The following is a 26,925-nucleotide window of genomic DNA, read 5'->3' as shown; positions in this document are numbered from 1 at the left end:
CTGTTCGTTGCTGCGGGGACGGCCGGGACGAAGTGTGGAGGACATGTGCATCACCTGTGATGTCGGAAGGGACCGCAGGACACGACCCGTAGGACGCCCTGCGGAACAGTGGATTTCGAGAAGGAAGAAGAGTCAGTGTGATCGGGTGCAACGCGACCGTCCGAGTCGGCGAGGTCGCGATGCGGGCGGCGGTCCCAGCGGTTCGGAGAGATACCGGTCGTAGATGGTGCGGCGGTCCGCGGACCTCCGGAGTTCGTCCAGCAAAGGTCCGTCACGGAGGACCGCGCCGGGACCGAGCAGCCCTTCGACGACTGCCAGCGCCCCATCGGCGTCCCCGTGGTCCAGGCGTTCACGAACGCCCGGCAGACAGTCCGGTCGGCGATGCGCCTGGTCGATGACGTGAAGACACGGCAACGGGGTGCCGCCCAGTGCGGCGAGCAGTTCCTCGCGCCGGATCTCGGCGGGATCATGATCGAGCGCGGTCAGGACGCCGTCGACCACCCCCAGCCGGTGCCGTTCACCACGACAGTCGACCAGGTGAATCCGGTTCTCCTGCTTCGGCATCCGGGGTCTTCTCGGCGGTGGCCGGTCCGGATCCAGCGCGGCGGCGACCAGCGGATGCAGCCGGTCGACGGTGATAGCTCCCGACCGCAGCAACGCCAGGTCGGGCGGCACCCAGGTCGCGGCGTCGGGCAGCACCGGCAGCGCGGCGAGCCGGCCGCGCGGGTAGTCGTCCACACGACGCAGCGCCACGGGCTCAGTGCTGCCGACCGGTTCCACCACCACATCGTGTCGACTCCCGCATCGCACCCGCACGGGACCGTCGCGCCGACCGTGCGCGCGCAGCAGGATGTCGCATTCGGCCGCCCAGCGGTCGACGGCACAACCCTCCGGAATCACTGCGGCCCAGTAAGGTTCGAGGAGGTACCCGACCGGCACCTGCCCTACCCCACCGCGGATCGGAAGCTCGCCGGACCTGCGCACGTCCCACAGATGCCGATGGAGGTCGAACCGGAACCGTCTGTTGGGGCGCGGATGCGGATGGTTCGTGGAATCCGAGCCGTCCCACAACGTCAGCGCGATCCGCTGACCGGCATCCGCCCAGGCGGGAGCGGTGTGGACCACCAGATGCACGGAACCTGTTCTGCTGCCACGTTTTGCAGGTTCGATGTCCCCGTAGCGGGCCAACGTGATGGTCAGCCCGGGGCGCAGAAGGCCGTCGGGGGCCACGCGTGGCAGGTGCCAGCGCAGCAGGTCGGGGGCCAGGTGTCGTAGATCGTCGAGGACCTGCGACGCAACCTCGACGCCGTGCCTGTTGCGCAGTACGCGTAGGTCGAGGTCGGGGTCGAATCCCGCTGCGGCACAAGCGCCACGCCAGTCACCTGCACGGCGTCGGTCGGTCGCGTCCTCGATCATGGACGGCGGCACGGCGAACTCGCGCACGCGCAGCCAGAAGGACAGTCGGGGATCGGTCCCGTTCGCGGTCGGAGGGTGCATCAGCACTCACCGTGTGCGAACTGGGCCCCCAATCTTTGATCAGAGAAGGTTGTCATCGGCGCAATCGTAGCGTGCCGCGGCGATTGCGGCGAGTGCGCGCGGCCGGTTGCCGTCCCCCCGTGCGTGCTTCCGGTAGCACCGGCCACCATATTCACGCACGAGGAGCAGGACCTAGACTGCTCACCCATGGCCGGGAATCCCGCATTCGACCACCTCATCGAGTCGTTGATCGCCGCGGTGGGCCGACCCGCCTTCGACCGCGGCATGCGCTACGCCGATCGAGGCGCGGTCGTCGACTGCGGATTCGACGAGGACAATTTCGTCGGTTTCGGACGAATTGCCGGTACCCGGGTGTACCAGGCTGTCGTGCAACTCCACCCCGGACCGCGAGGACTCGAATTCGAGTACGGCGAATGCTCGTGCCCGGTCGGCTACGACTGCAAGCACACCGTGGCGCTTCTGCTTGCGCTGCTTGTCCCACAGGAGGACATGACCCCGGACACGCCCTCGTGGGAAGCACCGTTCGAAGCTCTCTTCGCGGACCACGAGACCGGTAGCGGCGTGCCCCTTGCCCTGCAACTGGCGTTGACACAGCGAACGCACGCTCCGGCGCCGATGCTCACCGCGCGGGTGCTGCGCCCCGGACGCACGGGATGGGTCTCCGGCAACATTTCGTGGCAGAACATCGCCTACACCTACGACGTGAACGAGCAACACCGGCAGTTGCTGCTCGAATTCGCGGCACTGGTACACGCCTCGACACGGAGTTGCTACAGTTCCGCCCAGACCACCCTCGATCTGTCGGCGGTGTCGCCGCGACTGTGGTCACTGCTCGACGATGCCCACCGCCTCGGGATCGAGCTGCGCTACGCGCAGAAGAAGCACGGTGCGGTGCCGCCGCCAGGCACCGCCGATGTGCACGTCGACGTCGCCGATTCGGGTGACGGCCTGACCGTCACCCCAGCCCTGCACATCGGCGACGATTCGACCGGGACCGCGGTCGCGTTCATCGGCACCCCCGCCCACGGCGTCGTCTACCTCCCCTCCGGGGATCACGACCGCGGCGCGCCGGCAGATCTGCCGTTCCGTCTCGCGCAACTCCGCAACCCCGTTGCCGCCGGCATGCAGCAACTGCTGCAGAGCGGCGGTGCGCTCACCGTGCCGGCAGATCAGGTGCCGCGGTTCGCGACCACCTACTACCCGCGCCTGCAACGAGCAGCGACCGTCACCTCCGCCGACGGCTCGTTCACGGCCCCGACCGTCAGCGGACCGACGCTGCTCCTGCACGTCGCCTTCCGTCCCCGGCATCGCGCCGATCTGCACTGGCAGTTCGGCTACACCGTCGGTGACGGCGAGTACACGGTCGAGTTGTACGACCGTCTCGGCGACACCGTCCGCGACCGCGACGTCGAGGACGCGCTGCTCACCGAGATCCGGCCGGTGGTCGCCCCGTTCGGCCTGGACAACTCCGTCGACCGGCGGCTGTTCCCCCGCGTCACCATCACCGACCTCGACACCGCACGACTGGTATCCGAACTGCTGCCCCTGCTGTCCGGCCGGGCCGACGTGCAGGTGCGCGTCGACGGCACCCCCGCCGACTACCATGACGTCGGCGACAGTCTGCGCATCGGACTGTCCACCGAGGCCACCGCCGACTCCGACTGGTTCGACCTGAACATCACCATCGAGATCGAGGGTGAGACGATCCCGTTCTCCGAGGTGTTCACGGCGCTCAGTGAAGGCGCCTCGTATCTGATGCTGCCCGACGGTGCTTACCTGTCGCTGGACAAACCCGAATTGCAGCAGCTGCGCCGACTCGTCGACGAAGCCCGCGCGCTGCACGAAAACGACGATCCGGATCGATTGCAGCTGAGCCGATTCCAGGCCGGCATCTGGGAGGAATTGGCGGCACTCGGTGTCGTCGAGAAACAGGCCGCGGCCTGGAAGAAACAGGTGCAGGGACTTCTCGATGTGAAGGCGACAGCGAAGACCCGCGTACCGAAGGCATTACACGCAACACTGCGGCCGTACCAGCTCGACGGATTCCGGTGGTTGACGTTCCTGTGGACGCACGGACTCGGCGGAATCCTCGCCGACGACATGGGCCTCGGCAAGACCCTGCAGTCGCTTGCACTGATCTGCCACGCTCGCGCGAAGCGACCCGCGGATGCTCCGGTACTCATCGTCGCGCCGACATCGGTGGTTCCGAACTGGGCCACCGAAGCCCGGCGATTCGCACCGGACCTGAACGTCGTGGCGATCACCGAGACATCCGCCAAACGCGGTGTGTCGCTGGGTGATCTGCTCGACGGGATCGACGTCGTCGTCACGTCGTACACGTTGCTGCGCCTGGATATCGACGAGTACCTCGACCGGGACTGGTCGATGCTGCTGCTCGACGAAGCGCAGTTCGTCAAGAACCACCGGGCGAAGGCGTATCAGTGCGTGCGGCAGATCGAGGCACCACTGAAGGTCGCAATCACCGGCACTCCGATGGAGAACAATCTGATGGAGTTGTGGTCGCTGCTGTCGATCACGGCGCCCGGCCTGTTCCCTCATCCGACGAAGTTTCAGGACTACTATCGCAAACCCATCGAGACAGGCAGCAACCCCGAACTGCTGGTGCAGTTGCGGCAGCGCATCAAACCGCTGATGTTGCGTCGCACGAAGGAACAGGTCGCCACCGACCTGCCGGAGAAACAGGAGCAGGTGCTCGAGGTGGAGCTCGCACCGAAACACCGTGCCCTCTACGACCGGCAGTTGCAGCGGGAGAGGCAGAAGATTCTCGGGCTCGTCGACGACCTCGACAGCAACCGCTTCACGATCCTGCGGTCGCTGACCTTGCTGCGGCAGATGAGTCTCGATCCGGCGCTGGTCGACGACGCGCACGGCACAGTCGGCTCCGCGAAGATCGATGCGCTGCTCGAACAGCTCGACGACGTGATCGCCGGCGGGCACCGGGCCTTGGTGTTCAGCCAGTTCACCGGGTTCTTCGACCGGGTCCGGACACGGCTCGACGCTGCCGGAATCGACTACCTGTATCTGGACGGCAAGACCCGCAAACGCGGAAAAGTGCTCGAGGACTTCAAGTCCGGGGTGGCGCCGGTGTTCCTCATCAGCCTCAAGGCCGGCGGGTTCGGCCTGAATCTGGTGGAAGCGGACTACTGTTTCCTGCTCGACCCGTGGTGGAACCCCGCGACCGAAGCGCAGGCCGTCGACCGTACCCACCGCATCGGGCAGACCCGCAACGTCATGGTGTACCGGCTGATCGCCCGCGACACCATCGAAGCGAAGGTGCGGGCGCTGCAAGTGCGCAAGGCGGAGCTGTTCTCGTCCGTCGTCGACGACGGAGAGATGTTCTCGTCGGCATTGACCGCCGACGACATCCGCGCCCTGCTGGCGTAGCTACGGTGCGTGGTCCTGGTAATGTCTGCTACCACACCACGCACCGACGCCTCAGCGCAGGTTCACACCAAGCAGCGCGTCGACCGCGTCGGCGAACAGACCCGGCGCCGATGCGTCGTCTCCCCCGCGCTCGACGGCGAAGGTCGCCCACCCGTCGAGGGCATCGAGGGCCTTCGGGGTGTCGAGGTCGTCGGCGAGGTGCTGGCGCAGGCGCGCGACCGTGTCCTCGGCGGAGGCGGCCGACGGCAGCGCCGCCGCCTGCTTCCACAACGCCAGTCGCGCCTCGGCGGCGGCGAGGACCTCGGACGTCCACGGACGGTCGACGCGGTAGTGCCCCGACAACAGCCCGAGCCGGATGGCGGCGGGGTCGACGCCCTCACCGCGCAGCTTGGAGACGAACACCAGATTGCCGCGCGACTTGGACATCTTCTCGCCGTCGAGGCCGATCATGCCGGTGTGCACGTAATGCCGGGCGAAGCGCCGGTCGCCGGTGACAGCCTCGGCGTGCGCGGCGGAGTACTCGTGGTGCGGGAAGATCAGGTCGCTGCCGCCGCCCTGCACGTCGAAGCCGGAACCGATGCGGTTGAGGGCGATGGCCGCGCACTCGATGTGCCAGCCGGGGCGTCCGTCACCGAAGGGCGACGGCCAGGCCGGTTCGCCGGGACGCTGCGCGCGCCACAGCAGGGCGTCGAGCGGGTTGCGCTTGCCGGGACGCTCCGGGTCGCCGCCCCGCTCGGCGAAGAACCGCATCATCGTGTCGTGGTCGTAGCCGGACTCGTAGCCGAACTGCTCGGTGGCGTCGGTCCGGAAGTAGACGTCCGGGTACTCGGCGTCGTCGACGATGTACGCGGCACCGGAGGCAACGAGCTTCTCGACGAGTTCGACGACCTCGTTCACCGATTCGACAGCACCGATGTAGTCGCGCGGGGGCAGCACCCGCAGTGCCTCCATGTCCTCGCGGAACAGGGCAGTCTCGCGCATGCCGAGGACGACCCAGTCCTCACCGTCGCGCTCGGCGCGTTCGAACAGCGGGTCGTCGACGTCGGTGACGTTCTGCACGTAGTGGACGTCGTGGCCGGCGTCGCGCCAGATGCGGTTGACCAGATCGAAGGTCAGGTAGGTGGCGGCGTGGCCGAGGTGCGTAGCGTCGTAGGGGGTGATGCCGCACACGTACATCGTCGCGGTGCCGCCCGGGGTGACCGGACGCACCGCTCGGTCCGCGGTGTCGAACAACCGCAGCGGAGGCCCCTGACCGGGGACGGACGGGATCGCGACGTCGGACCAAGATTGCATGACTACGAGCCTAATGGAGTCGCGAAAGTGCTCCACGCGGGCACCCGGGCGTGCGGCAGGCGAACGGCCGCAGCCTCAGAAGGCGGGCCAGGGAATACGCCGGTCGCCGCGCGGATGCGGCATCACGGGGTGTTCGAGCAAGCGGGTGATCCTGCGCTGCAGGGCACGCACCTCGGTGGCGGTGATGTGCTCGCACAGTTCCTCGGCGAACCCACCGTCGAACCGGCGCAGCAGCTTGTCGAGGTCGGCGAGGAGAACCGGGTCGACCGGGTCGCCGCTCCATCCCCACAGGACGGTGCGCAGCTTGTCGTCCTGGTGCAGGCAGATGCCGTGATCGACGCCGTAGACGTGTCCGTCGAGACCTTCGAGGACGTGCCCACCTTTGCGGTCGGCGTTGTTGAGGACGACATCGAGCACCGCCATGCGTTGCAGGCGCGGATCGTCGGCGTGGGCGAGCACCACCTCGGCGCCGTCCAGATCGCGGGCACGCAGGATCGGCAGCCACCCCTGCGCGACCGCACTGGCCGGGCACAGGTCCACCAGATCCAGGCGTTCCGTTCCGCCCTGCGCGGAGTCGACCGTGTCGATCCAGCGCTGCACCATGCCGGGACCGTACGGGCCGTCGCGCAGCACGGTGAGCGGGATGACGTCCCAGCCGAGTGCCTCGGAGATCAGGTACGAGGCGACCTCGCGTCCGGCGAGGGTGCCGTCGGGGAAGTCCCACAACGGCCGCTCCCCGCGGACGGGTTTGTAGACGCACCGAACCTCGGTGTCGCCGAGCTGCGCGTCGCACACGAGGGTCGCGTTGCTTGCGTGTGCGATCTGCCCGACGACGTCGAGGTCGCCATCGGTCAGCACGCTCCGCACGTCCGGCGCCGTCACGCGGTCAGCTTTCTTCCTCGCCGAACCACGCGGCCGGATCGAATCCGGGGGTACGCAGGTAACCGTTGGTGCGGACGCAGATGTGTCCGTCGGCGCCGATCGGTTCGCCGCACAGCGGGCAGGGCGCGCGTCCGGCCGAGACGACGAGTTCGGAGCGGGCCGCGAATTCGCGGGCCTGCACCGGGGTGAGGAATACCCGCACCGCGTCGGGACCTTCCTCGGTGTCGTCGAGCACCACGGACTCGTCGAGTTCGGTGTCGGTGACCGCGAGCAGCTCCACCACCACCGATCCGGCGTCGGCGTCCCAGCCCAGACCCATGGTGCCGACCCGGAACTCGGCCTCGATCGGTGTCACCAACGGGCTGACGTCGACCTCGGGGTCGTCGGGGATCACGGTGCCGAAGCGGCGCTGTACCTCTTCGAGCAACAGCCCCATCCGGTCGGCCAGGATCTGCACCTGCTGCTTCTCCAGAAGCACGCTCACTACACGGGACTCGTGCACGGCCTGCAGGTAGAACACCCGGTCGCCCGGTTCACCGACAGTGCCGGCGATGAACCGATCAGGTGTTCGAAACACGTGTATCGCGCGGGCCATCACACCTCCTCGAGTCCCCACACTCTGCCATGACGGACACTGCCATTATCCGCGTGCCGTCTCCTGTCGGTGCCCCTGCGGTGGGTCGCCGGGTTCCTCGACCGCGCCGGGCACTTCGCCGCCGGGCACGGACTTGGGTTCGGACGGCCCGGCAAGCCCGGACAGGTCCGAACCGGTGTCGTTCACGCGCAGCACGAACGGCCGGGTGTCGGTGTAGCGGACGACGCTGATCGACGCCGGCTCGGCGACGATCCGCTGGAAGCTGTCGAGATGCGTCGCGAGCGCGTCGGCGAGGATCGACTTGATGACGTCGCCGTGGCTGCACGCGATCCACACGACGTCCTTGCCGTGCGCCTCGCGCAGACGCCGGTCGTGTTCGCGGATCGCAGCGACCGCGCGGGACTGCACCTGCGCGAGCCCTTCACCGTCCGGGAAGACCGCTGCGGAGGCATGCTGCTGCACGACCGCCCACTGCGGTTCCTTGACCAGTTCCTTCAGTTCGCGTCCGGTCCACTGCCCGTAGTCGACCTCGGCGAGTCGCTCATCGACGACCGGTTCGAGTCCACGATCGGTCGCCAGCGGCTGCACTGTCTGCCGGCACCGCAGCAGCGGCGACCGCACGATCTCGGTGATCTCGAGCCCGGCCAACCGGGTGACGAGATTCTTCGCCTGGACGTGGCCGACCTCGTCGAGTTCGACACCGAGGGAACGACCGGCCAACACGTGCGAGGTGTTCGCCGTCGACCGTCCGTGCCGCAGCAGGATGACCGTCATGCGCCCAGCCTAGAGGTACCGCCTGTCGGCAGCCTCTCAGGTGGCGGAGACCACGCCGGTGGCGAGCAGTCCGAGCACGATCACGCCGAGGATCACGCGGTAGCCGACGAACCAGTACATCGAGTGGTTGACGACGAAGCGCAGCAACCAGGCGATCGCAGCGTAGCCGACCACGAAGGCGATCACGGTCGCGACGAGCAACTGCGCCCCCGAGGCATTGAGCCCCTCCCCGGCCGGTTCGAAGGCGTCCGGCAGGCTGAACAGACCGGAGGCGACGACGGCGGGGATGGCGAGCAGGAACGAGTATCGGGCGGCAGCCTCGCGGGTGAGCCCGAGGAAGAGACCGGCGGAGATGGTGCCGCCGGAGCGGGACACGCCGGGGATCAGGGCCAGCGCCTGCGCCGAACCCATGATCAGCCCGTCCTTGAGGGTGAGCTGACTCACGTCGCGCCGCTGTTTGCCGAAGTACTCGGCAGCTGCGATGACGATCGAAAACACGATGAGCATGGTGGCGACGAGCCACAGATTGCGGGCGACGGTGCGGATGTCGTCCTTGAACAGCACGCCGAGGATGCCGATCGGGATGGTGCCGAGGATGACGTACCAGCCCATCTTGTAATCGTGGTCGGAGCGGTGCTCCTTGTGGAACAGGCCGCGGAACCAGGCCCGCAGGATCCGCCAGATGTCCCCGGCGAAGAACACCAGAACGGCGGCCTCGGTGCCCAACTGGGTGACTGCCGTGAAGGACGCGCCGGCGTCCTCTCCGAAGAAGATCTCCGAGACGATCCGCAGGTGGCCGGACGAGGAGATCGGCAGGAACTCCGTGAGGCCCTGCACGATGCCGAGGACGATCGTCTGCAGCCAGGTCATCGATTCGCCGATCATGCGGCGACCCCCGGCACGAAGGCTGCGGTGGGGACGGATCGGTGGTCGCGGATGCAGGGAGCAGTTCTCACTCGGCGAAGGGTACGTGGAACCCGACCGGTCGGCGCGCCGGACGCTGCCGCGCGCCTGTTGCGCATTAGGGTGCAGTACCAGGGTCGTGGCCGAGCGCGGCGACGTCCCGTCGTGTCGGGAGGAAACGCGGACGGTTATGGAATACAGGACAGTCGGTGCGAGCGGCCTGCGGGTTTCACGGCTCGGCCTGGGCACCTTGACGTGGGGTCGTGGAACGGACGGCGACGAGGCCGCAGCCCAGTTGTCGGCCTTCGTCGATGTGGGCGGCACGCTCGTCGACACCTCCCCCGCCTACGGGGACGGGGTCGCGCAACGGATCCTCGCCGAACTGCTCGACGACGTGGTGCCCCGCGACCAGCTGGTGCTGTCGGGCAGCTCCGGCATCGACACCACCACACTCGGTTCCGGCCGCGTGGACTGCTCCCGCTCGGGCCTGCTCAACCAGCTCGACGCGACCCTGCGTGAACTCGGCACCGACCACCTCGACGTGTGGCAGGTTGCGACGTGGGATCCGCACACCCCCGTCGACGAGGTGATGGACGCCCTCGAATTCGCCGTCACCAGCGGGCGCGTGCGATACGTCGGGGTGCGCGGCTATCTCGGCTGGCAGCTCGCGACCGCCGCGGCCGCGGCCCGGCGCCCGGCGCCGCTGATCAGCACGCAGGTCGAGTACTCCCTGCTCGCCCGCGGCGTCGAGGACGAGTTGATCCCCGCCGCGGCCCACCACGGCGTGGGTGTGTTCGCGGCCGTGCCGCTCGCCGGCGGTGTGCTCACCGGTAAGTACCGGTCGGGGGTGCCGGCGGATTCGCGCGGCGCCGACGACGTGCACACCGAGGAAGTGCGCCGTTATCTCACCGAATCCGCGGTGCGCGTGGTCGACGCGGTCGCCACGGCCGCCGACGGGCTGGGCACCTCCCCGCTGGCCGTCGCGCTGGCGTGGGTGCGCGACCGGCCGCACGTGGCCTCGACGCTCGTGGGTGCCCGGGATCTCGCGCAACTGACCGGAGTGCTGGTCGCCGAGGAGTTGGCGTTGCCGCCGGCGATCGCCGCGGCGCTCGACGACGTGAGCGCGTGATCTCCGCGACACCGCCCGCACCCTGCCCTTATCCGGAAGGTTAGGCTAGCCTGCCGAGTACATTCGGTACAGGCAATGTGAGGGGAGGTCGGTCGATGGCCACGACCGAAGTCGTCGGATTCGCCGAACGGATCCGGCTCGAGACCCAGCAGGCGCACAGTGACACCGAGAACTCGGTGTTCGTCTCGGAACTGCTCGGCGGCAAGCTGTCGACCGAGGCCCACGCCGCGCTCATCGCCCAGACCTGGTTCGTCTACGACAGCCTCGAGCGGATCGGCCGCAGCTACGCCGACGACCCGATCGCCGGTCCCTTCCTCAGCGACGAACTGCTCCGCACCGCCGCGCTCGAAGCCGACCTCGACTTCCTCGTCGGCTCCGACTGGCGCGACCGCATCACGCCGCTGCCCGCAACGGTCGCCTACGTCGACCGGCTCGTGCAGGTCGCGGCGGTGTCCCCGGAAGCCTTCCTCGCGCATCACTATCTGCGCTATCTCGGCGACCTGTCCGGCGGCCAGATCATCCGCCGCATGCTCGAACGCGCCTACGGCTACGAGCGCGACGGGTTGCGCTTCTACATCTTCGACGGGATCCCGAAGACCAAGCCGTTCAAGGACGCCTACCGCGCGAAGCTCGACGCCGCACCGCTCGACGGCGACCAGCAACAGACCGTCATCGACGAGGCGAACCTCGTGTACGGGCTCAACGGTGCCCTGTTCGCCGACCTCGCGCGCGATATCGACCGGTATCGGGTGCGTGCCTGACCGATGTTCCGTTCCCTCCTCCGCCTCCCGGTCGCGCTGATCGCAGTGCTGGGTGTCCTCCTCGTCGCCGCATGCAGCGCCCCCACCACCGACGGCACGACCGTCACCGACGTCGCGACCGGTCCGCGCACCGCCGTCGTCGATGCCGAACCCGAGCCGATCACCACCGACCCGGCACCCGCACTGCCGGCCACGGTGCGCGGCGTGGACGGGGTCGAGACCACGATCACCGACATCTCGCGGATCGTGGTGGCCGACCGCTCCGGCACCCTGGCGCAGACCGTGTACGCCCTCGGACTCGGCGACAAGCTCGTCGGCCGCTCCACCGCGTCCTTCCCCGCGATCCAGGACGTCCCCAACGTCACCCCCGGCGGGCACGGTCTCAACGCCGAGGCGATCCTCGCGTTGAACCCGACCGTCGTGCTCACCGACACCTCCATCGGTCCGCTGGCGGTGCAGGAACAGATCCGCGCGACCGGCGTGCCGGTGGTGTTCGTCGACCCTGAACGCTCCCTCGACACCGTCGCCGACGACATCGAGGCGGTCGCGGCCGCGCTCGGTGTGCCCGAGGCCGGCGCCGCGCTCGCGCAGCGGACGCTCGACGAGATCGCCGCGGCGAAGGACTCGATTCCCGCCGATCATCCCGAACCCACCGTCGCATTCCTCTATCTGCGCGGTTCGGCGATCAAGATGCTCGGCGGCCCCGGATCGGGGGCCGATGCGCTCGTCGCGGCCGCCGGTGGTCGCGACGCCGGCATCCTCGCCGGCCTGGACTCGCAGTTCGTGCCCATCACCAGTGAGGCGATGATCGCCTCGGCGCCCGACATCATCCTGGTGATGACGCACAGCCTCGACTCGGTGGGCGGGCCGGAGGGGCTCTCACAACTCCCGGGGGTCGCGCAGACCCCGGCCGGGAAGACGGGCACCATCGTGGACATGAACGATTCGACCCTCCTCAGCTTCGGTCCGCAGACCGGCAAGGTCCTGGCCGCTCTGGTGGAGGCGTTCTACCCGTCGGACCGGTCGTGATCACCGGATGTCCGTGAGCGGAGAAATCACCGAGGCCACCGGCCTTCCCGAGCGGGCACTGCGGAAGGCCGGACGGGGACGCACCACCGTCGTCCTCGTCGGTCTCGTCGTTGCCCTGCTCGCCCTGGCCGTCGCGTCGGCGTGCCTCGGACAGGTGCCCACGAGCCCGGCCGAGGTGGTCGGCAGTCTGCTGCACCGCATCGGGTTGGACCTCGGCCCGATGCCCGCGCATCCCGCCGGGGAAGTGACCTTGTGGGAGGTGCGCTTCCCGCGCGTGGTGCTCGCGATGCTCGTCGGTGCCGCCCTCGGCTGTTCCGGGGCGCTGTTGCAGGGCATCTTCGCCAATCCCCTCGCCGAACCCGGCGTGATCGGTGTGTCCTCCGGCGCCGCCGTCGGCGCGTCCGCGGTGATCGTGCTCGGCGGCGCATTCACCACCGGCTTGGCGCTGGCCGGCGCCGCACTCGTCTCCGGTCTGATCACCACCGTGCTGGTCTACGCGCTGTCCCGATCGAACGGACGCACGGAAGTCGTCACGGTGATCCTCACCGGCGTCGCCGTCAACGCCGTCGCCGGCGGGCTCATCGCGTTCTTCACCTTCGTCGCCAGTCCCGCCGCCCGCGACCAGATCGTGTTCTGGCAGCTCGGCAGTCTCGGCGGAGCCACCTGGGAGATCGTCGCGGTGGTCGCGCCGCTGACCCTGGCCGGTGTGCTCGTTGCGGTCCTGCTCGCCCCGAAACTCGACCTGCTGGCGCTCGGCGAGAGCGTCGCCCGGCATCTGGGTGTGGACGTCGAACGCGTGCGGCAATTGTCGATCCTGGCGGTCGCCGTGCTGGTCAGCGGCGCCACCGCCTTCACCGGCATCATCATGTTCGTCGGCCTGGTCGTGCCGCACCTGATGCGCCTGGCTCTCGGCCCCGCCCACCGGGTGCTTGTCGTGGCGAGTGTGCTCGCCGGCGCGGTCGTCCTGCTCGCCGCCGACCTGGGGGCGCGCACGCTGGTCGAGAACGCCGACCTGCCGCTCGGCATGATCACCGCCCTCATCGGTGGCCCGGTCTTCTTCCTGATGCTGCGCCGCACCCGCGCGAAGCAGGGTGGATGGGCATGAGGCTGCTTCCCCGCTCCCTCGGAACCCCGGACGCGGCCGTCCCGGCCCGCTCGGCACCGGGCACCGCGACGATGCGCGCGGTGGCTGTGCGACTGCGGCGCGGAGAGCGGGAGATCCTGCACGGCGTCGACTTCGAGGTGCGCACCGGTGAGGTCGTCGCGCTCGTCGGCCCCAACGGGGCGGGCAAGTCCACCCTGCTCGCGGCGTTGTCCGGCGACCATCCGATCAGCGGCGGCACCGTCGAGGTCGAGGGCCGTGCCCTCGAGCGGTGGTCGTCGATCGCCCTGGCGCGCCGCCGCGCCGTGCTACCGCAGCAGCACACCGTCGGTTTCCCGTTCACTGCCCGGCAGGTCGTGCGGATGGGACGGGCCGCGTGGGCGCGCACCCCCAGACAGGACGACGACGACCGCATTGTCGCCGAGGCGTTCGGGACCTGCGACGTCGCCCATCTGGCCGACCGGCCGTTCCCCGCGCTGTCCGGCGGTGAACGCGCCCGGGTGGCGCTCGCGCGGGTGCTGGCCCAGGACACCGAGACACTGCTGCTCGACGAACCCACCGCGGCACTGGACCTCGGCCACCAGGAGGCGGTCATGCAGGTCGTGCGGGCCCGCGCCGACGACGGGCACGCCGTGGTCGTCGTGCTGCACGATCTCGGGCTGGCCGCCGCCTACGCCGACCGCGTCTGCGTGCTCGAACAGGGACGCATCGTCGCCGACGGCGCACCCGGCGACGTCCTCACCGAAGAGCTCCTCGGCCGCGTTTACCAGTACCCCGTGGCGATCGGGCGCCACCCCGAGACCGGCACCCCGCTCGTGTTGCCGCGACGTCCGAACCGCGACCGGTCCGCCTCGGCGCAGACCTGAGCAGCAGATCACATCCGGCCCGTCGGACGACCCACTGATTTCTTCCCCGCGACCGGCATCAGGAACACTGAAGGTCGGCGCGCCGGGCGCCGGAGCACGTCCGGCAGGTGCGAATCGAATCCGAGGACGAGGAGCAACGATGGGCAGAGCGGGGATCCGAGCGGTCACGATGGTGGGCGCGATCGCGATGGTCGTGCTGGCCGGCTGCTCGTCGGAGAGCACCCCGGACGTGCTGCAGACCATCGAACCCGCCACTCCTGCGGCCGCCCCCGAGGTCGGCCCGTCCCCTGCCGGCGACGTCCGTCCGCTCGACCTGCAGGTCGATGCGCTGGTCGTCGAACCGTCCACGGGTACCTTCGCCGCGCTCGTCGACGACGGAGCACGGGTCGCGTTGTTCGACGACATGGCGTTCGACGGTCCCGGGACGGAACCGCGCCTGGTGGGCCTGCCGTCGTCCGCCGCGACCGTCGTGACCGGCCCCGAGGGCAGTGTGCTCGCGCCCGTGTCCGGGGCCGTGCTGCGCATCGACGTCGCCGAGGGCGCCATCACCGAGGTCCCGGTCGACGGTAATGCCACGTCGGCGGCCGTGCTGTCCGACGGCCGCTGGGCCGTGGGCACCGACAACGGCCGCGTGCTCGTCGTCGACCCCGAATCCGGCGAGGTGGCCACCACCGTCGGTGGCCTCGCCTCCGTCGACGCCCTCGCCGTCACCGGTGACGCCGTCGCGGCGCTCGACCGCCGGCAGACCTCCCTCACCGAGCTCGACCTCGCCGACGCCCATCTCGGGCCCGCGCTGCGTGCCGGCGAAGGTGCGACGCAGCTGACCACCGACCCCCTCGGACGCGTCGTGATCACCGACACCACCGGCGACGAACTGCTCGTCTACACCCTCGACGCGATCGTCCTGCGGCAGCGTTATCCCGTCGGGCCCGCCCCGTACGCTGTGACCTACGACGAGACGCGGGACCTGATCTGGGTGACTCTGACGGGCAGCAACGAGGTCGTGGGCTACGATCTTTCGACCGGGATCCCGCGAGAACGCCACCGCTTCGCAACGGTGCGGCAACCGAATTCGATCGCCGTCGATCCGGCCGATGCGGCACTGGTGATCGCGTCGGCAACCGGTGACGGACTGCAGCGGATCCCGATCGAAGGACAGTGATGGCGAACGAGCGACTCGGCCGGTTGACCCGGATGCCTGTCGGTTGGGACACCAGCAACGACGAATACGAATACGTGCCGCTCAAGCTGCCCCGGGACGTGTCCCGGGTGAGCGCGTCGATGCGTCTGGCGATCTCCGCCGAATTCCACGGCTGGGAACTCACCCGGGTGCGCCTGTATCCGGACGGGAGCCGGCGGGTGCTGCTGCGCCGCCGCAAGACCGCCCATCACGTCCCCGAACCCACCGTTGGTTGATAACAGATCCCGGACCGTCGTGGACCGGGCTTGCAGGGAGTAGTTCGTGTACCGCTATCTTCTTCGGCTCATGTTCCTGTTGCCGCCGGAACGAGCCCACCACCTCGCCTTCCTCGCGATGCGCTGGTCGACTCGCTTCGGGCCGCTGCGCGCCCGGGTGTCGAAGGTGCTCGTCACCGACGACCCCATCCTCCGCAACACCGTCTTCGGCGTGCAGTTCCCCACGCCGGTGGGCCTGGCGGCCGGTTTCGACAAGGACGCGACCGGTGTCGACGTGTGGGGTCCGCTCGGATTCGGGTTCGCCGAGATCGGCACCGTCACCGCCCAGGCCCAGCCGGGCAATCCGCAGCCGCGACTGTTCCGCCTCCCCGAGGACCGGGCGATCGTGAACCGGATGGGCTTCAACAACCACGGTGCCGGGGAGGCCGCCAATCGGCTGCGGCAGCGCCGCCGCACCGTTCCCATCGGCGCGAACATCGGTAAGACGAAGGTCGTGCCGGCCGAGCAGGCCGCCGAGGACTACACCGAGAGCGCACGACTCCTCGGCCCACTCGCTGATTTCGTGGTCGTCAACGTCTCCTCCCCCAACACCCCCGGTCTGCGGGATCTGCAGGCCGTCGAGTCGCTGCGTCCGATCCTGGCCGCGGTGCTGGACACCGTGACGGTGCCGGTGCTCGTGAAGATCGCCCCGGATCTGTCCGACGAGGACGTCGACGCGGTGGCCGACCTGGCACTCGAACTCGGGCTCGCCGGCATCGTCGCCACCAACACCACCATCCGCCGCGACGGATTGAACACCCCGCAGAGCCGCATCGAGGAGATCGGCGCGGGCGGCCTGTCGGGTGCCCCGGTCGCCGAGCGGTCTCTCGAGGTGCTGCGCCGGCTGCGCACGCGGGTCGGCGATCGCCTCACCCTGATCTCGGTGGGTGGCATCGAAACCACGGAGCAGGCGTTCGAGCGCATCCTCGCCGGCGCGTCGCTGGTCCAGGTTTACACCGGCTTCATCTACGGCGGTCCGTTCTGGGCGCGGCGCATCAACCGCGGTATCGCCCGCAAGCTGCGCGCGCACGGCTACCGCTCCATCGCCGACGCGGTGGGCGCCAGCACACGGGTGTGACCTGCAGCGGACGGGGCCCGGGTCGTACTCGACCCGGGCCCCGTCCGTCACGACCTGTCAGCGCACCTCGTAGGTGCCGGTCAGCAGACCGCGGGCGATGGCGTGCCCGAAGACGTTGAAGCCGAGGAAGGCCGGGCTCGACTCGGGCGTCACGCCCTCGAGCACCTCGACGTCGAGTGCGTGCACCGCGACGATGTAGCGGTGGTGGCCGTGTCCGGCCGGCGGAGCGGCACCGATGAACCCGTGGGCTCCGCCGTCGTGGCGCAGGGTCACGGCCTGCTCCGGAAGAGCATTCGAGTCGGCGCTACCCGCACCCGTCGGCAGTTCCGTGACCGAGGCCGGGATGTTCGCGACGGCCCAGTGCCAGAAACCCGACGCCGTGGGGGCGTCCGGATCGAACACCGTGACGACGAAGCTCTTCGTCTCGGCGGGGAAACCCGACCAGGACAGCTGCGGGGAGACGTCGCCGCCCCCGGGGATTCCGAACGCACCGCTGGCCTGCGGGAGTTTCCATTCCTCGCCCTCGGCGAAGTCCGCGCTGGTCACCTGGAGGATGGGCAGCTCGGGCAGGAACTTGTACGGGTCGTAATCGAAAGCCATTCCGGTCCTTTCGTGGCGGTTTCGTGTGTTCTAGGCGTGCATGAGGAAGTGTTCCATGACCCGGGTGCCGAAGCGCAGTGCCTCGACGGGGACACGCTCGTCGACACCGTGGAACAGCGCGGCGAAGTCCAGATCGGGCGGCAACTGCAGCGGCGCGAAACCGAAGCAGCGGATGCCGAGCTTGGCGAACGCCTTGGCGTCGGTGCCGGCCGAGAGCATGTACGGCACGGTCCGGCCGATCGGGTCGTGCGCGAGGATCGCCGCGTTCATCGCGTCGACGAGGTCGCCGTCGAAGGTGGTCTCGTACGGCTCGAGACCGGTGATCCACTCCCTGGTGACATTGGGCCCGATCAGCTCGTCGACAGTGCGTTCGAACTCGGCGAGCCGGCCCGGCAGGATACGGCAGTCGACGACGGCGTGCGCGGTGCGCGGGATGACGTTGGCCTTGTACCCGGCGTCGAGCATCGTGGGGTTCGCGGTGTCGCGCAGGGTCGCGCCCACGATGCGGGCGATCGACCCGAGCTTGGCGAGCGCCCCCTCGAGATCGGGCGAGGCCGGGTCGAAGTCCAGCCCGGTCTCCTCGCTCACGGCGGAGAGGAACTCGGCCACGGAATCGTTGACGACCAGAGGGAACGTGTGGGATCCGAGCCGGGCCACCGCGCGGGAGAGGACGGTGACGGCGTTGTCCTCGTGCAGGAAGGAGCCGTGCCCGGCGACACCCGTGGCGGTCAGGCGCATCCAGCGCATGCCCTTCTCGGCCGTCTCGACCATGTACAGGCGACGTTCGGTGCCGTCGGGACGCGGCACGGTCAGGGAGAACCCGCCGACCTCCCCCACGGCCTCGGTCACGCCCTCGAACAGCTCGGGTCGGTGCTCGACCAGCCACTGCGAACCGAACTTGCCTCCGGCCTCCTCGTCGGCGACGAACGCGAACACCAGATCGCGCGGGGGCACGATGTTCTCGACCTTGAAGTAGCGGGCGACGGCGATCATCATGCCGACCATGTCCTTCATGTCGACCGCGCCGCGTCCCCACACGTAACCGTTCTCGACGGCCCCGGAGAACGGGTGCACGCTCCAGTCCGCGGCCTCGGCCGGCACAACGTCGAGGTGGCCGTGGAGCATGAGGGCACCGCGGCTCGGGTCGGAGCCGGGCAGCCGCGCGAAGACGTTGCCGCGGCCCGGCGCTCCGGATTCGACGTAGGTCGTCTCGTAGCCGACCTCCTCGAGCACGGAGGCCACCCACTCGGCGCATTCGCGTTCGCCGCGGGTAGTGGTGGGTTCGCCGGTGTTCGAGGTGTCGAACCGGATGAGGCGGGAGACGAGGTCGACGACCTCCTCCTCCGCCCGGGACGGCTGGTGGGCGCTCGTGTCAATGGCCATGGCCGTATGTCTACCACCGCCCGTCCACCATCTCGACAGTTCGGATCACCGCAGGTGGAGGTGGCGATTTGGGACCGTGGGCGTGGTGGGTTACTCTTTCACAGCGCCCACGACGAGTGGGCGCGAGCACCAGGTCCGAGTGGCGGAATGGCAGACGCGCTAGCTTGAGGTGCTAGTGTCCTATTAACGGACGTGGGGGTTCAAGTCCCCCCTCGGACACTCTGAGTCGAGACAGACGACGAAGGCCCCGAACATCATGTTCGGGGCCTTCGTTGTTGTCGGGAGAAGATCGAGCGGGCGACAACCGGTACCGCATTCGTCATCCGCTGCGGCAACGTGCTGCAGCGGATGACGAACAAGCGAGCGGATCCGCGCGAGGCGCGTCGAGTGCCGCGAGCGCGCCTGAAGTGCCGTTTTGGGGATCGGACGCCCCATGCGCTACTGTTTCTTCAGCGCCCGCGGGAGCGGGTTCTACCGACATGCCCCGTGTGGGCGTCGGTCCGAGTGGCGGAATGGCAGACGCGCTAGCTTGAGGTGCTAGTGTCCTATTAACGGACGTGGGGGTTCAAGTCCCCCCTCGGACACCCCGAAACCCGAAGGCCCCGAACCGATATCGGTTCGGGGCCTTCGGTTCGTCCGGGGTCCGCTCAGTCCCGGCGGCCCTTGCGGAAGTACCGGATCGGGCCGAAGAAGTTCACCGCGATGGTCAGCGCCCAGCGCAGCTTGCTGCCGTTGATCTTGTCGGCCGGTCGCCTCGCCAGATCGACCCAGGCCGCGACGGCGAGCGACAACTGCACCACCGCGAGCAGGACCACCAGCACCTGCTGGGGGCGGCTCAGTTCGGCGAACTTCTTCTTGGACAAGGGGGAGCTCGGGCTCATCGTTCCTCCGGTACCTGCACGGGAATTCGGACACGATCATCCTGCCCGATACGATCGGGCATACAGCAGCACACGGAAAAAGGCAGATGAACTCCCACAGCGACACCACCGCCGAACCCGCCACCGACGGCTTCACCCGCATCGACCCCGACGATCTGGCCACCTGTCTGCGGGTGCTCGACCAGGCAGCGGGTCTCGACGCCGAACATCCCGACGCGATCGCCGTGCAGCGGGCCGTGGGGCACATGTTCAAGAAGTTCAAGCGGCTGCGCCGCAACGAGGCCCGCAAGCAGCGCGTCGACGCCGACCGTCAGGTGCTGTCCGCGACCGCCACCGCCTCCCCCACCCGCATCGACGACGAGACCGCCGGACTCCCGCTGGCGTCGTCGACTCGCGGTGCAAGCGCGGGAACGCTGCTGCGTCCGCGGCACTGCTACATCTGCAAGGACAAGTACACCCGCGTCGACGCCTTCTATCACCAGTTGTGCCCGACGTGCGCCGAGGAGAACCACGCAAAACGCGACGCGCGCACCGATCTGCGGGGCCGTCGCGCCCTGCTCACCGGCGGTCGCGCCAAGATCGGCATGTACATCGCATTGCGGTTGCTGCGCGACGGCGCGCACACCACCGTCACCACGCGGTTCCCCAACGACGCGATCCGCCGCTTCACCGCGATGGAGGACAGCGGCGACTGGCTGCACCGGCTGCGCATCGTCGGCATCGACCTGCGTGATCCCGCCCAGGTGGTCGCCCTCGCCGACGATGTGGCCGCGCAGGGTCCGCTGGACATCCTCATCAACAACGCCGCGCAGACGGTGCGCCGCTCCCCCGGTGCCTACTCGGCGCTGGCCGAGGCGGAGGCCGATCCGCTGCCCGCCGGTCCGCGCCCCGAGGTCCTGACCTTCGGCAAGCCCTCGGACGCCCATCCGGCCGCTCTGGCCGGGTCGCTGCCGGCCGAGTTGTCGGCGCACTCGTTGACCTCGCTGGCACTGGTGGCCGGATCGGCGACACCCGAGCGGGTCGCGGCCGGCGTCGCCGTCGACGCCGGTGGCCTGCTGCCGGATCTCGTGCACACCAACAGCTGGGTCCAGACCGTCGGCGAGGTCGAGCCGCTGGAACTGCTCGAGGTGCAGCTGTGCAACTCGGTGGCGCCGTTCATCCTCGTCAACCGTCTGCGTCCGGCGCTCGCCGCGTCCCCGGCCCGCCGCAAGTACGTCGTGAACGTCTCCGCGATGGAAGGACAATTCGGGGGTCGCCGCTACAAGGGCGCCGGGCATCCGCACACCAACATGGCCAAGGCCGCGCTGAACATGCTCACCCGCACCAGCGCCGAGGAGATGCTCACCGACGGCATCCTCATGACCGCAGTCGACACCGGATGGATCACCGACGAACGGCCGCACCACACCAAGATGCGGCTGGCCGAGGAGGGATTCCACGCCCCGCTCGATCTCGTGGACGGCGCCGCCCGCGTCTACGACCCGATCGTCCAGGGCGAGGCCGGCACGGACCTGTACGGATGCTTCCTCAAGGACTTCCGCCCGGCATCCTGGTGATCCGCACCCCGCCATCCGGGGAGACCGGTTCCACACCGTCGATCGTGGCCCGGCCTCCGGGCCGCGGCGATAATGGATAACGTCCCCGCAGGCCCGCACGAGGAGAGTCATGACTGTCGCTGTCGTTCACGCCGATACCCCCGAAGGCCGGATCGCTCTGCAGGCCGCGGTGCGGGAGGCCGCCGACCGGCAGCAGTCGCTGGTGGTGCTCCACCCGCTCGACGAACCCGACGAGGTGGAAGGCGTGCGGGCACAGGTGAGCGAGGTGGCCGGTACCGACGGCTGGGAGTTGCTCTCGGCCGTCCACGACGGCGATCCGGTCGGCACGACCGTCGAACTGCTTGCGCGCAGCGGCGCCGAACGCGTGGTCATCGGCAGCCGCGGGCGCACCGCGACCGGTAAGTTCCTCGTCGAGCGGGCGGTGCAGCGGCTGATCACCGAGTCGTCGGTGCCGGTGCTCGTCATCAAGGCCGGCTGAGGCGCCGCCCGCCCTCCGGCAACCGCGTTCGTTCCGAGGCCGTTCGTTCTACCCTGGGCACATGGCGTTCCGGGTGGTCGCCGACCTCACGGCCTTCGTGCATCTGCTCTTCGTGCTCTACGTCGCGTTCGGTGGTTTCCTCGCGTGGCGGTGGCCCCACACGATCGTCGCGCACGTCGTCGCGGTGGTGTGGGGAGCGGCCTCGGTGGCCGTGGGGTTCGACTGCCCGCTGACCGCGGTGGAGAACTGGGCACGCCGCGAGGCCGGCCAGGAAGGTCTGCCGCCGAGCGGATTCATCGATCACTACCTCACCGGGGTGATCTACCCGGAGTCCGCGCTCGGCGCGGTCCGCGCCCTCGCCGCGCTCGCCGTACTCATCTCGTGGGTGGTGCTGTGGCGCCGGATCCGTGTGACGAAGGTCGCCCCCGAGACTTACTCCTGAGTAGGGTGAGGGGCATGACTGTCTCCCGGGATCTCGACATCGTTATCTACGGCGCCACCGGCTTCGTCGGGCGCCTCACCGCCGCCTATCTCGCCGAGAACCTCCCCGACGGCGTCGCCGTCGGACTCGCAGGACGTTCACGCACCAAACTCGAGAAGCTCGCCGCCGACCTCGGAACCGACTGGCGGCTGATCGAGGCGAACGCCGACGATCCCGCCTCGCTGACCGCGCTCGCCGAGTCCACCCGCGTGGTGATCACGACCGTCGGTCCCTACGCCACGTACGGGCTGCCGCTCGTGCAGGCGTGCGCCGAGGCCGGCACCGACTACGTCGACCTCACCGGCGAGGTGCTCTTCCACCGCGAGAGCATCGACCGCTTCGACGACGTGGCCCGGCGCACCGGCGCCCGCATAGTCCACTCGTGCGGTTTCGACTCCGTCCCGTCCGACCTCGGCGTCCATGCGCTCTACCGCGCCGCGGAGGCCGACGGCAACCTGCCGCTCACCGACACGACCTTCGTGCTCGGCTCCTTCCGCGGCGGGGTGAGCGGCGGAACCATCGATTCGCTCCGGCAACAGCTCGACGCGGTCCGCAAGGATGCCGCCGCACGGAAGATCGCCGCGCGCCCGTACTCGCTGTCCCCCGATCGGGCTCGGGAACCCGATCTCGGTCGCCAGAACGACTTCGCGTTCGTCGACGGCAAATCCGTGGCGCCGGAGATTTCGGGGCGGCTCGCACCGTTCGTGATGGCCTCCTACAACACCCGCATCGTGCGACGCAGCAACGCGTTGCGCGACTGGGCCTACGGACGCCGGTTCCGCTACCGGGAGGTGATGAGTGTCGGCTCCTCACCGCTCTCCCCCGTCCTCGCCGGGCTCGTCGGACTCGGCACGGGAGCCCTCGCTGCCGGCCTGTCGTTCCCTCCCACGCGGTTCGTCCTCGACAAGCTCCTGCCCGCGCCCGGTGAGGGACCGTCGGAGGAGACCCGCGAGAACGGTTACTTCACGGTGGATCTGTACGCTTCGACCGAATCGGGAGCTCGCTACACCGCGCGGTTCTCCGCGCAGGGCGACCCAGGTTACAAGGCCACGGCCGTGATGCTCGGCGAGTCCGCCCTCTCGCTCGCCCTCGGCGGCGCAGCCCTGCACGCCGGTGGCGGTGTCCTCACCCCCGCGGTGGCCTTCGGGGACGTGCTGACCGAACGGCTCCGCACAGCCGGTTTCGAGATCTCCGCGCGCCGCCTCGGCTGACCTCGCCTCCGGCGCGCCCGATCGGCGCGCCGGGCCCGCCGAGTGTGGCTCCGTCGCTTCGACGGGCTATGCTCGACCGGACCGGACGATCCGCGCGCGGAACGAGACCTGAGGACGTGACCATGGCTGCGACGAGTACCGAGATGGCTCCGGCCGCTCGTCTCGCGCTCATGCCGTTCTGGCCGACCCGTCGCGGCGCCTGCTTCGATTGTCTGTGTTGCACCCGGGAGTGTTGCTGAGCGCTTCGCCGCTCGTCCAACTTTTCGGGTTCTTCCAGCTTTCGGAGCCAACGCATGTTCAATCTGCTCATCTTCACGCTCGTCGGTGTCGGCGCACAGCTCGTCGACGGCGCACTCGGCATGGCCTTCGGTGTCACCGCGACCACCCTGCTGCTGTTCAGCGGTGTCGGTCCGGCGCACGCGAGCGCCGCCGTGCACCTCGCCGAGGTCGGAACCACCCTCGTCTCCGGTGCCTCGCACTGGCGGTTCCGCAACATCGACTGGAAGGTCGTGCTGCGACTCGGTGTTCCCGGTGCCATCGGCGCCTTCCTCGGCGCGACCGTGCTGTCGGGACTGTCCACCGAGGCCGCCGAACCGGTGACCGCCGGAATCCTGCTGGCCATCGGCGTATACGTCGCGTTGCGCTTCTCGGTACGACCCCCTGCGGTCGCCCATGCCCGCACCTCCCCGCACACCGCGAAATTCCTGTCGCCGCTGGGCTTCTTCGGCGGCTTCATCGACGCGAGCGGCGGTGGCGGCTGGGGACCGATCACCACCAGCACCCTGCTCTCCCGCGGTAAGACGGCACCGCGCACCGTGATCGGTTCGGTGAGCGCGTCGGAGTTCCTCGTCGCGGTCGCGGCGAGCGTCGGCTTCCTGTTCGGGCTCGGCCACGACTCCCTCGGCAATCTCGTGATCGTCGCCGGTCTCGCGCTCGGCGGTGCCCTCGCGGCGCCGGTCGCGGCCTGGCTGGTCAGCCGCGTCCCTGCGACGCTGCTCGGTACCGGCGTCGGCGGTGTCATCGTGCTGACCAACGCGCACAAGCTCGCGAAGACTGTCGACCTCTCCGGCGCGGCGCTGGCGGTGCTCTACCTCGCCATCGTCGCTGCGTGGCTCACGCTGCTGATCGTGTCCTGGAAGCGTTCGCGCCTCACCTCCGCGGAGAAGAGCGGTTCGCTCGAACCGCTGGCGCAGCCGACGCCGGCGGCACTGCTCGAAGGTACCGACGCGACGCCTCTCCCCGGGGCCCGTCCGGAGCCTCGGGAGGTGCCCGGACACAACGAAGCTCGCCTGAATTCCACCACGTCACCACGGACTCCCGACGGGGCCTGATAATCGCTGTTATGCCCGCGTGCGGTGGTGCTTCCCGATCCCGCCATCGAAGCGGCCGGCGGATCCGCGCACAGCATGCCGATCGACATGGCCCGGCACCGCCTTCACCGCGGCCGGCGTCGAACTCCCCCAGGCCTGCGTGTCGATCACCGTCGGCGGCCGCGATGGTCCTCGATCCCGCAGTGCCGTGACGGTCGCCAAGCAGCTTCTCGGGCTGTAACGCACGGTGTCGCAGCCCTCGACCGCCCGGGCGGAACCAAGATCACATACAACTCGTACGGACGCTACGATGCGCCGTGGGAATCTGCCCCGATACGCCGTCGCATCCGCGACCCTCGCCGGCGCCCTGCTCCTCGGAGCGTGCTCCTCCGGCGACGACGCCACCTCCGACACCGCCTCGGACGCCGACTCCGCAGCCTCCGACACCACCTTCGACGCCGACACCGTCAGCGAACCGACCGGCCTCGGCAGCGACATCCTCGCCCGCTTCGACTCGTGCGACGATGTCGCGCCCGCCGTCGCCCCTACATCGAGCGGCACTGAGCCTGCGCTCCTCGAGCGGCGTGGACGAGTACAGCGTCTACTGCGCATGGGAGACCCCGGACAGCGTCACCAACCTCGACGAGATCCGGTCGGTGGAGATCGTCCTGCCACCGGGATCCGGCAACGTCCCGTCGGCGAGCGACCTCGAAACCGGCGGTCTCGAACTACTCCCCGACGCACGACGCGTAGATCGCCACCGGGACGACGAGAATCCCTGCCGCCGAAGCACACACGGCGACCATGGCGAACACTGCGAAGATGTAGAGACCGACCACCCATGGGCGGGTCCGCAGCACGCTCGACCGCCGGTACGGCCGCAACGCGACGATGTAGGTGAGCTGGGCGCACAGGACGAGACCCACCAGCACCAGGAACGCGGCATCACCGTCGACGAGGTCGGGTGCGCTGTCCCCCAACCATGAGACTCCCAGTGCCACAAGCGTGCCCACGACCAGCCGGTCGCGCGGTGCGGACGTGACGAGAACGAGTCCGAGCGCGGGCAGCGGCATGAGGAACCACTGCGAAACGTCGGTGAACGCCGAATCGGGCGCGAGAACCTGAAAACGAGATGAGCCGCCGCGACGATCGCGAACGCACCGAGAACGGTGACGGCGATCGTGCGGCGGCTCACGGGATCAGGAGTCCTCGCCGGACGTTCCGGGGTCGTGCACCCCGTCGAAGGCGTCGAGCAGGCGTTGCGCGGCGAGTGCGGCGGTCAGCGAACCGTCGCGCACCCCGGCCTCGACGTCCTTGCGGATCGCCCGCACGCGCGGGGAGGTCTCGAGACGACGCAACAGCTGGTCGTGCACCATCGTCCACGTCCAGTCCACCTGCTGACGGCGCCGGTTCTCGTCGAACATGCCCGCCTCGGTGAGCACTTTCTTGTGCTCGAGCACGGTATCCCAGAAGGTGTCCAGACCATTGCCGGTCATGCCGCTCATGGTGATCACCGGTGGCTTCCAGATCGCGTCGTGCGGATGCACCATGCGCATCGCGCCGGCGAGTTCGCGGGCGGCGACCCGCGCGTCGCGTTCGAACTCCCCGTCGGCCTTGTTGACGGCAACGAGGTCGGCGAGTTCGAGCACGCCCTTCTTGATGCCCTGCAGCTGGTCGCCGGTGCGGGCCAAGGTCAGGAAGCAGAAGGTGTCGACCATGTTCGCGACGGTCACCTCGGACTGTCCGACACCGACGGTCTCGACGAGGATCACGTCGAAACCGGCAGCCTCGAGCAGCACCATCGTCTCGCGGGTGGCCTTCGCGACCCCGCCGAGCGTGCCGGCCGAGGGCGACGGGCGGATGTAGGCGTCCCGCTGCACCGCGAGCCGCGCCATCCGTGTCTTGTCGCCGAGGATCGAACCACCCGTGCGGGTCGACGACGGGTCGACGGCCAGCACCGCGACCCGATGCCCCTGCTCGAGCAGATGCATGCCGAGCGCGTCGATGAAGGTCGACTTGCCGACACCGGGCACACCGGTGATACCGACACGAATCGCGTTGCCCGCGTTGGGAAGCAGGCGCAGCAGCAACTGCTGCGCCCGCTCCCGATGGTCGTCGCGGGTCGACTCGACCAACGTGATGGCCCGCGCGAGGCCGGCCCGCTCGTTGGCGAGCACGGCCTCGGCGAGGGCGTCGACGTCGATCTGCCGTCGGCGGGTCTGCGCGGCGCCGACCGAGGAGTCGCTCATGCCGACG

25 protein-coding genes and 2 tRNA genes are annotated in these 26,925 nt (G+C 69.2%); 16 read left to right on the top strand and 11 right to left on the bottom strand.

Annotated elements, in window-relative coordinates:
* Nucleotides 1-132: 132 nt before the first annotated feature.
* Entirely contained in the window at nt 133-1,497 is a 1,365-nt protein-coding gene (locus AC6CID_RS10035; RefSeq protein WP_064060346.1) for a hypothetical protein, read from the bottom strand.
* Nucleotides 1,498-1,683: 186 nt separating this feature from the next.
* On the opposite strand from AC6CID_RS10035, the gene AC6CID_RS10030 reads away from it, so the two are divergent.
* On the top strand, nt 1,684-4,902 hold the full coding sequence (locus tag AC6CID_RS10030; protein ID WP_498353903.1) for a DEAD/DEAH box helicase: 3,219 nt from the start codon (nt 1,684-1,686) through the stop codon (nt 4,900-4,902).
* A 51-nt stretch (nt 4,903-4,953) separates the two neighbouring features.
* Here AC6CID_RS10030 and mshC read toward each other — a convergent pair whose 3' ends face one another.
* The 5 genes from mshC to AC6CID_RS10005 all read right to left on the bottom strand — a co-directional run bounded on the left by mshC (nt 4,954) and on the right by AC6CID_RS10005 (nt 9,328).
* Nucleotides 4,954-6,195 (bottom strand): cysteine--1-D-myo-inosityl 2-amino-2-deoxy-alpha-D-glucopyranoside ligase, encoded by a 1,242-nt coding sequence (gene mshC, locus AC6CID_RS10025; protein WP_064060335.1) that lies wholly within the window; start codon nt 6,193-6,195, stop codon nt 4,954-4,956.
* A 75-nt stretch (nt 6,196-6,270) separates the two neighbouring features.
* Nucleotides 6,271-7,077, bottom strand: coding sequence for an SCO1664 family protein (locus tag AC6CID_RS10020; RefSeq protein WP_033096652.1), 807 nt, complete (start codon nt 7,075-7,077; stop codon nt 6,271-6,273).
* A gap of 4 nt (nt 7,078-7,081) precedes the next feature.
* The gene (locus AC6CID_RS10015) at nt 7,082-7,672 is read right to left on the bottom strand and encodes a DUF3090 domain-containing protein (protein WP_006551966.1); all 591 of its coding nucleotides are present in this window, start codon (nt 7,670-7,672) and stop codon (nt 7,082-7,084) included.
* Nucleotides 7,673-7,717: 45 nt separating this feature from the next.
* Nucleotides 7,718-8,446, bottom strand: a complete 729-nt coding sequence (locus AC6CID_RS10010) for a histidine phosphatase family protein (RefSeq protein ID WP_019289330.1) — start codon at nt 8,444-8,446, stop codon at nt 7,718-7,720.
* Nucleotides 8,447-8,482: 36 nt separating this feature from the next.
* Complete coding sequence (locus tag AC6CID_RS10005; protein ID WP_170318513.1) at nt 8,483-9,328, bottom strand: undecaprenyl-diphosphate phosphatase; 846 nt, start codon at nt 9,326-9,328, stop codon at nt 8,483-8,485.
* Nucleotides 9,329-9,539: 211 nt separating this feature from the next.
* Here AC6CID_RS10005 and AC6CID_RS10000 point away from each other — a divergent pair, with 211 nt between their 5' ends.
* From AC6CID_RS10000 to AC6CID_RS09965, 8 genes are all read left to right on the top strand, one after another.
* Nucleotides 9,540-10,478 carry an aldo/keto reductase gene (locus AC6CID_RS10000; protein WP_006551962.1) on the top strand — a complete coding sequence of 313 codons (939 nt, stop codon included), beginning with the start codon at nt 9,540-9,542 and terminating at the stop codon, nt 10,476-10,478.
* A gap of 95 nt (nt 10,479-10,573) precedes the next feature.
* Nucleotides 10,574-11,239, top strand: coding sequence for a biliverdin-producing heme oxygenase (locus AC6CID_RS09995; protein WP_006551961.1), 666 nt, complete (start codon nt 10,574-10,576; stop codon nt 11,237-11,239).
* A 3-nt stretch (nt 11,240-11,242) separates the two neighbouring features.
* Complete coding sequence (locus AC6CID_RS09990) at nt 11,243-12,268, top strand: heme/hemin ABC transporter substrate-binding protein (protein WP_498353902.1); 1,026 nt, start codon at nt 11,243-11,245, stop codon at nt 12,266-12,268.
* A 7-nt stretch (nt 12,269-12,275) separates the two neighbouring features.
* Nucleotides 12,276-13,373, top strand: a complete 1,098-nt coding sequence (locus AC6CID_RS09985) for a FecCD family ABC transporter permease (protein ID WP_498353901.1) — start codon at nt 12,276-12,278, stop codon at nt 13,371-13,373.
* Complete coding sequence (locus AC6CID_RS09980; RefSeq protein WP_033096648.1) at nt 13,364-14,236, top strand: heme ABC transporter ATP-binding protein; 873 nt, start codon at nt 13,364-13,366, stop codon at nt 14,234-14,236. Before AC6CID_RS09985 ends, AC6CID_RS09980 begins: the two co-directional genes overlap by 10 nt.
* A gap of 139 nt (nt 14,237-14,375) precedes the next feature.
* Nucleotides 14,376-15,398, top strand: a complete 1,023-nt coding sequence (locus tag AC6CID_RS09975) for an NHL repeat-containing protein (RefSeq protein ID WP_498353900.1) — start codon at nt 14,376-14,378, stop codon at nt 15,396-15,398.
* Complete coding sequence (locus tag AC6CID_RS09970; RefSeq protein WP_006551956.1) at nt 15,398-15,652, top strand: DUF5703 family protein; 255 nt, start codon at nt 15,398-15,400, stop codon at nt 15,650-15,652. Before AC6CID_RS09975 ends, AC6CID_RS09970 begins: the two co-directional genes overlap by 1 nt.
* A gap of 46 nt (nt 15,653-15,698) precedes the next feature.
* On the top strand, nt 15,699-16,769 hold the full coding sequence (locus AC6CID_RS09965) for a quinone-dependent dihydroorotate dehydrogenase (protein WP_498353899.1): 1,071 nt from the start codon (nt 15,699-15,701) through the stop codon (nt 16,767-16,769).
* Nucleotides 16,770-16,826: 57 nt separating this feature from the next.
* Here AC6CID_RS09965 and AC6CID_RS09960 read toward each other — a convergent pair whose 3' ends face one another.
* Together AC6CID_RS09960 and AC6CID_RS09955 are read right to left on the bottom strand one after the other, a co-directional pair.
* Complete coding sequence (locus tag AC6CID_RS09960) at nt 16,827-17,369, bottom strand: YbhB/YbcL family Raf kinase inhibitor-like protein (RefSeq protein ID WP_064060329.1); 543 nt, start codon at nt 17,367-17,369, stop codon at nt 16,827-16,829.
* A 30-nt stretch (nt 17,370-17,399) separates the two neighbouring features.
* Nucleotides 17,400-18,752 (bottom strand): M20/M25/M40 family metallo-hydrolase, encoded by a 1,353-nt coding sequence (locus tag AC6CID_RS09955; protein WP_064060328.1) that lies wholly within the window; start codon nt 18,750-18,752, stop codon nt 17,400-17,402.
* Nucleotides 18,753-18,885: 133 nt separating this feature from the next.
* Between AC6CID_RS09955 and AC6CID_RS09950 the strand changes: the two genes are divergently transcribed.
* Nucleotides 18,886-18,971 (top strand) — tRNA-Leu (locus AC6CID_RS09950).
* 279 nt (nt 18,972-19,250) lie between these two features.
* Nucleotides 19,251-19,336: transfer RNA gene (locus AC6CID_RS09945), tRNA-Leu, on the top strand.
* 63 nt (nt 19,337-19,399) lie between these two features.
* On the opposite strand, the gene AC6CID_RS09940 is transcribed toward AC6CID_RS09945, so the two are convergent.
* Nucleotides 19,400-19,633 carry a PLDc N-terminal domain-containing protein gene (locus AC6CID_RS09940; RefSeq protein ID WP_498353898.1) on the bottom strand — a complete coding sequence of 78 codons (234 nt, stop codon included), beginning with the start codon at nt 19,631-19,633 and terminating at the stop codon, nt 19,400-19,402.
* A gap of 86 nt (nt 19,634-19,719) precedes the next feature.
* Between AC6CID_RS09940 and AC6CID_RS09935 the strand changes: the two genes are divergently transcribed.
* From AC6CID_RS09935 to AC6CID_RS09915, 5 genes are all read left to right on the top strand, one after another.
* Nucleotides 19,720-21,189 carry an SDR family NAD(P)-dependent oxidoreductase gene (locus AC6CID_RS09935; protein WP_498353897.1) on the top strand — a complete coding sequence of 490 codons (1,470 nt, stop codon included), beginning with the start codon at nt 19,720-19,722 and terminating at the stop codon, nt 21,187-21,189.
* Nucleotides 21,190-21,298: 109 nt separating this feature from the next.
* Nucleotides 21,299-21,667, top strand: a complete 369-nt coding sequence (locus AC6CID_RS09930) for a universal stress protein (protein ID WP_006551545.1) — start codon at nt 21,299-21,301, stop codon at nt 21,665-21,667.
* A gap of 61 nt (nt 21,668-21,728) precedes the next feature.
* Entirely contained in the window at nt 21,729-22,109 is a 381-nt protein-coding gene (locus AC6CID_RS09925; RefSeq protein WP_498353896.1) for a DUF2784 domain-containing protein, read from the top strand.
* A gap of 14 nt (nt 22,110-22,123) precedes the next feature.
* The gene (locus tag AC6CID_RS09920; protein ID WP_033096643.1) at nt 22,124-23,359 is read left to right on the top strand and encodes a saccharopine dehydrogenase family protein; all 1,236 of its coding nucleotides are present in this window, start codon (nt 22,124-22,126) and stop codon (nt 23,357-23,359) included.
* Between the two features lie 293 nt (nt 23,360-23,652).
* Nucleotides 23,653-24,690, top strand: a complete 1,038-nt coding sequence (locus AC6CID_RS09915) for a sulfite exporter TauE/SafE family protein (RefSeq protein WP_498353895.1) — start codon at nt 23,653-23,655, stop codon at nt 24,688-24,690.
* Nucleotides 24,691-25,397: 707 nt separating this feature from the next.
* Here AC6CID_RS09915 and AC6CID_RS09910 read toward each other — a convergent pair.
* Nucleotides 25,398-25,742: a lysoplasmalogenase family protein gene (locus tag AC6CID_RS09910; protein ID WP_498353894.1), complete on the bottom strand. Its 345-nt coding sequence runs from the start codon at nt 25,740-25,742 to the stop codon at nt 25,398-25,400.
* Between the two features lie 126 nt (nt 25,743-25,868).
* Nucleotides 25,869-26,918 carry a methylmalonyl Co-A mutase-associated GTPase MeaB gene (gene meaB, locus AC6CID_RS09905; RefSeq protein ID WP_006551539.1) on the bottom strand — a complete coding sequence of 350 codons (1,050 nt, stop codon included), beginning with the start codon at nt 26,916-26,918 and terminating at the stop codon, nt 25,869-25,871.
* Nucleotides 26,919-26,925: the final 7 nt, after the last annotated feature.

This window comes from Rhodococcus sp. GQ147, from assembly GCF_059759155.1.
This window is presented reverse-complemented; position numbering and strand designations above follow the sequence as displayed.